This window comes from SAR202 cluster bacterium, from assembly GCA_009392515.1.
GTDB lineage: Bacteria > Chloroflexota > Dehalococcoidia > Lucifugimonadales > UBA6952 > UBA6952.
In genome coordinates this window covers 1-5,712 of the sequence record VFGE01000007.1, presented here as the reverse complement: position 1 = coordinate 5,712, position 5,712 = coordinate 1, and the positions used below count along the sequence as shown (strand labels likewise).

Genomic DNA, 5,712 nt, shown 5'->3' with positions numbered 1-5,712 from the left:
AATTAACACTTCGTGCCCCTAAACCTTTTCCCATAACCCAAGATAAGAAAAAATCTTCCATAGCGGGATATAAAACTTCTTCGACTGCTCTACTTAAACGATGAATTTCATCTATGAATAATACATCGTGTTCCTCAAGAGACGTAATAATTGCAGCCATATCACCAGACCGTTCGATAGCAGGTCCTGCAGTAACACGAATATTAACTCCCATTTCAGAAGCAATAATATTCGCTAAAGTTGTTTTTCCAAGTCCCGGCGGACCATAAAATAGAACATGATCTAAAGCATCACCACGTTTTTTTGAAGCTTCCATGGAAATAGACAAATTATCTTTTACAGATTTTTGACCTACATAATCAGTTAGTTTTTTAGGGCGCAAATTTGTTTCTAAGGCTACATCTTCACCTTGTTCTTCTGATGAAATTATGCGTTCTTCCATATATCTTTTCCCTAAATTCAATTTTCTAAATTTTATATTACTTTTTTAAATCACCTATGAGAGTCTAATAGTGGCAAGATTAGGGCCATGATCCATTGATTCTGCATAATTATGACCTGAATTTACAACTTTAATTCTATATGTTCCAGTTTCCATAAGTATATGGCTCTCAATTATACTAATGACTTTTCCTTCATTTGTTTTCCAGTTCATAGTTGATCCTGAGTAATTAATTACCTCACTTCTAAGGCTAGGAGAAATCAATTCAAGTGTAGGATTTTCGGTATTGGGCTGATTCCATATAGCTTCTAGATTTATAGTATTGCCTTTGACGCCTTCAAAACTTAAATATCCTCCAAAAAGAAAGCATTGAATACAACCTTCATAGCCTTGATATGTTGGTTCGTAAACATCATCCGGGTACTGAATATCATAACCTTTAGTAGGAACTTTATATTTATAGCAACCACTCTGACTTCGTATATACGCAGACCCCTCTGAAATCGAGTCACATCCTGGGGCATTAAAACTAACCTCTACTTCTTCTCCCATGCTTATTGGAATCGGCGTGGTATGAATTGGATATGTTATCATCTGGCCTGGTTTATTCTCATAAAGTTCTTTACCATAAATGTATTGGCTAGTATTTCCTACTGGTTGTAAACCTTTCCAAACAGGTAGTTTTGCATCCCATAAACGACAAGACTCTGTCCATGGGCACACATAATCACCACTCTGTCCAGTTAGTTTCCAAAGATCAATATTTTCATTAGGTGTATGGAAAATTTTTCCGTAATCTGGATCGTCCTGAGGCGCAAAATCTGCCATAGAAAGTGATAAGCGGTAGGTTCCTGTGTTACCAGCTTCAACACGTCCATCCCAAACAGAAGCTTTACCTGCTGTGCCACGTGCTCTAATAATATATGTACCATCTTGAGTCAATCGATGCCTTATAACCAATGGTTGATTAATAGGGTTTCCGAAATAACTTAAGGTGTTTTGCGCAAATGCCACACAATTATCATGTGGAGTGATAGCTACACCTTTAGCAATATCATAAGAAGTATTTGGTGCATGAACACTACGTGGACAAATCGTTCCACTATAGTCTTCCGCATATTTTGGCTGTAAACCGCTTGAATATTGTTGTGCAGACTTTGATGGAGCAATGTAACTAGCTTCCTGTTTTAACGATATTGAATATTTTCCAGTAGATGGATGCGTAGATGAACCGTATGTATTTATCACACCAGATGATTCAAAACTTAAATCTTCAAAAATCTGTACATCAATTGCTCTGCTTTTAAGCGTATACCAACCAGTTTCTTTTAACTGAATAGGTCTACCCTCACCTAGAGAAGAACAGCCTAAATTAATACAAGCTGCATTCCGATGAATTATACCAGATGGACTTGGCCAAACATTGCCTGAATATTCCATTTGTGGCCCACTATTATATCCCTCTAAAGTACCACTTGGTGATACCAATTGTAGTATAGTTTGCATACAAGGATTTTCCTGTTGGTACATCCACGCTGACCCATCATGAATAATCTTTCCCTCTGCATCTCTTCGTTCATTTTCATAGGTAGCTATCTTCAGACAGTCAACTGATTTGTCTAATTCATTTTCTTCTCCATTTACCGCAAATCTATCAAAAAATTCAATCTTTGTGAGTGTTGGAGTCAACATAGCTGAGATTGATTCACCAGCTCTACCATAAAAGTGGTAGGAATCAACTTCTCCATTAAACTCAAAATCTGTATCAATAGTTTGGTCATACTCAATAATTTCTCCAGTATATCCAGCCTGAAGTAAATCTAAAGATATTGTATTTGGTCTTTCATTCCACACTTCAGGAGCATCAGCAACTTTTGTTAGTGATACTTGATAGACAGGGAATCCTGCACCATCATATAATCTTGAATCCGATGGACAAGGGTCACTACAATCTCTCCCTTCCCAGCTACTATTAGCTGATATGTGGATCATTTGAGATCCGGTTTCTTTTATCTCAATACTGTTATACTCTCGTCGACTATTATTATTAGCCCACATAAATATCGATTGTGGCCCACCAAGTGTAGTTCCATTTTTCCTCTTAGGACATTCAGCATTTTCATCACCAAAAGTTCCATTTAAAGGCCAACATTCAAGTGGATCTGCAGGTGTCCCATAAATATACGTCATTAGAGGTCCATGTTTTAGATGATATTCTTTAGTTGTTAAAGGCATACCAGTATCAAAGTTTTTTCCGTATCTTTGTTCGGATGCAATCCCTAAATTAGGATTAAACTCAATAACAATATTATATTTTTCGCCTGCGATAGCTTCAAATTTCCATATATCTGTAGAACGCAAATTGCTAATGTGTCCACCTTTAGTTTCACCTGGATATATCTCTCCACTTGAGCAATAACCTGCATAACAAGAAATATCTTCTTCAACAGGAACACCTTGATCCACAGATTTAGAGAAAGGAACTGATCCTGGTGGAGGATTAGGAGCTACAAGTTCAAGAATAGGTATTAATTTATCAAGATTAGGATTGTAACTCCACTTATCCCCAAAATATGTAGGGTCCATGGTAATTTCAACCCACTGTCCAGCTTTACCTTCAAACGGCCACTCATCGATCTCTCCATCGACGGTAATTTCTGAATTCACACACCCTGCATAAGAAGGAATAGAGTTTGGATATAAACTATAATTTAATAGAAGATCTTGCCCTACTTTACCTGGCACACGAGAAGTACCATGCATAGAATTAGCATTCATATCCCATGAAAAATCAATCGGCTGTCCATCATATCCTACGAGAGACCTCCTAACCGAGTTTGGATCCATTATTGTTGTAAGGGGAGTTCCGCAATCTACACTATAGGTTTGAGGTCCATTCTCTTCTGGATCACAAAAATCCTTAAGGCTCCCCGGCATGTCAGGATCTGGGCATAAAAATTTGGTTTCTCTCAAATATGTAGCTTGACCTGTATTGTCCCAATTTACTGTATTTGCATATGCTGAAAATGGTGAAGGTTTACTAGGAATAACTGTTTTAGAACCACCTACATAGGCTTCACTACTACTTCCCTTTTCATTGTTTGCAGTTACATAAATATAATATCTAAGACCATTGGTTAATCCATTAAGTGTAGCGCTTGTTGCATCACTTCCGACAGTAACTGTTATTCCTGGATTATTTGCCCTCGATTCTAGGGTACTATGTGTTTCTTTAGTTCGTGCTCCGATAGTATAACTATCAATTATCGGATTAGATCTTCCCTCTATATCCATTGTAGGGGCTGACCATGTTACTTTAACACTACCAACGCCTGCTTCTGTTGAAATCGATGTTGGGGCAACAGGTTTAACAACACGAACTCCGCCTTCAGAAAGGCTAACCGTAATTTTTTCTCCATACTGATTAGGGGTAAAGTGGCGTTCAGTTTTTGTCCCGATTAATATGCTTACTCCATTCCACCTGTTATGGTTTTGAGCGAATGTACCATCTTGAGCTCTATCAGCAGTTACCGTGTTATTATTAATAACTTCCGTTACTTTAAATATTTCTTGATTAATTGTCATCATAGAGCCAACGAGCTCTAGATTTCTATTTTCTGCAAACTCAACAATATTTTGCATAGTGTTTATATTTACTGACGTTCCAGTATCATCTATGTCTGCACCAAGCTGAAAAACTTTTAGCCAATTAGGTAAATTAACATCAGGACCTTTAGTTATTACCGTTATGTTATACGTTCCATCTTCTGGTAATGTACCTATAAAACCTTTTGAAAATTCTGTACCAAGTTTAAGTTCCCCGTCCCAATCTTCGCGATCCAAACTACTTGTGTTAGATGGTCCACCGGGAAGTTTGTTTTCATTAAAATAAAATTGCTTTCCGGGACTAGAATCAGCAAGTGATAATTCTAGATCTGGTCTTGTATTAGAATTCTCAGGAACGCTAACATCAATTTCAAAATATTGCCCCTTAGTTCCTGTAAAGGTAAAACTATTTGCCCTAGGAGAGGCACTACCTCCGCCCCATGAACGCTTGACATATTCTGTAACTGTATCTCCAAAATCTATCGGTCTGCGGTCGAGCGTTGCGTCAGTATATTCACTCGTAGTTAGAAAACTATTATCATTTAGTCGTATGCATGTCGTCCATTGGCACTTATCATCAAATTCAAGGTCTGCTGGCCAATTTTCTTCTATAGGTTTCCAAGAGTAATGAGTATTACCTGCATATTGCGAAGAAGCACCTACAATCTCTGAAGCGCCTAAACTGTTTGTCCAGATTCCTGTTACTGAATCTGGCCCAGCAATAGATTTTGTTTTTCGTAGTTTCCCATCTTCATTTGGAGCAGCAAGAGAATATACATATGGATCTGTTACACCTGTTCCAGCGTAGAGAATATGAGATTGTTCACTATATCCTGAATTTGCACCTGCTTGAGGAATAACTTCCAATTCAGAAGCAGTTTCTATTTGTAGGCTTGCTTCTTCTTCTGCCTGTAATTCAGCTGCAGTCTTTTCTACGGGTGCTGGTGTATATAATGTTACGTCTATTGATGTTGAAAGTGATTCTATTGAACTTTCAATACTTTCTTTACTCTCAAAATCAACCAACTGTAATCCAGAGAGGTTAGTTGTATCTATATTTACCGGTTCCTTTAATATAAAGAGTTTTTCAAATGATATTTTTTCTGAGGTAAATTCGTGAGCATTATTTTCAATAGGTGCTGATTTACCTTTTTGCAATCTCCCATCTCCCCAATAACTAGATTGAGCGCCATAAGAATTTCTTAACGTTAATCTTTCCCAACTGTAATTACCAACAGGTTCCCAAAAGTCGTCTCGGGACTGAAGATTTAAAGTACATCCCTTTGTAGTTCCTTCAAGTATAAAAAATGGTGCACATCCTACGCCTTGAAGTTCGCCATTAGGATTTTTTATAAATAAATTTGCTTCTGCCATAGAGCTTGCATAGGTATCTGCTTCTAAAGAAAAACTAACAGTATCACCTGTGTTATCAATTGATAGTGCAATCAATTTAGGTCCATAAAATTCAGGATCTGTTTCATCAACTGGTAATACAACTTCTCGTTCTGGTGTAGCTATAGGAGTTGGTTCTGGTGTAGCTACTGGCGTTGGCTCTGGTGTAGCTATAGGAGTTGGTTCTGGTGTAGCTACTGGCGTTGGCTCTGGTGTAGCTATTGGTGTTGGTATAGATGTAACCATTGGTGTTAATTCTGGAGTTGGGATTG

2 protein-coding genes are annotated in these 5,712 nt (G+C 37.7%); both read right to left on the bottom strand.

Features of this window, described 5'->3' with window-relative positions; genetic code table 11:
- Window positions 1-442: AAA family ATPase (locus FI695_00140; GenBank protein ID MQG50372.1), on the bottom strand; the 442-nt coding region annotated here is incomplete at its 3' end.
- A gap of 54 nt (window positions 443-496) precedes the next feature.
- Window positions 497-5,712: hypothetical protein (locus FI695_00135; protein MQG50371.1), on the bottom strand; the 5,216-nt coding region annotated here is incomplete at its 5' end.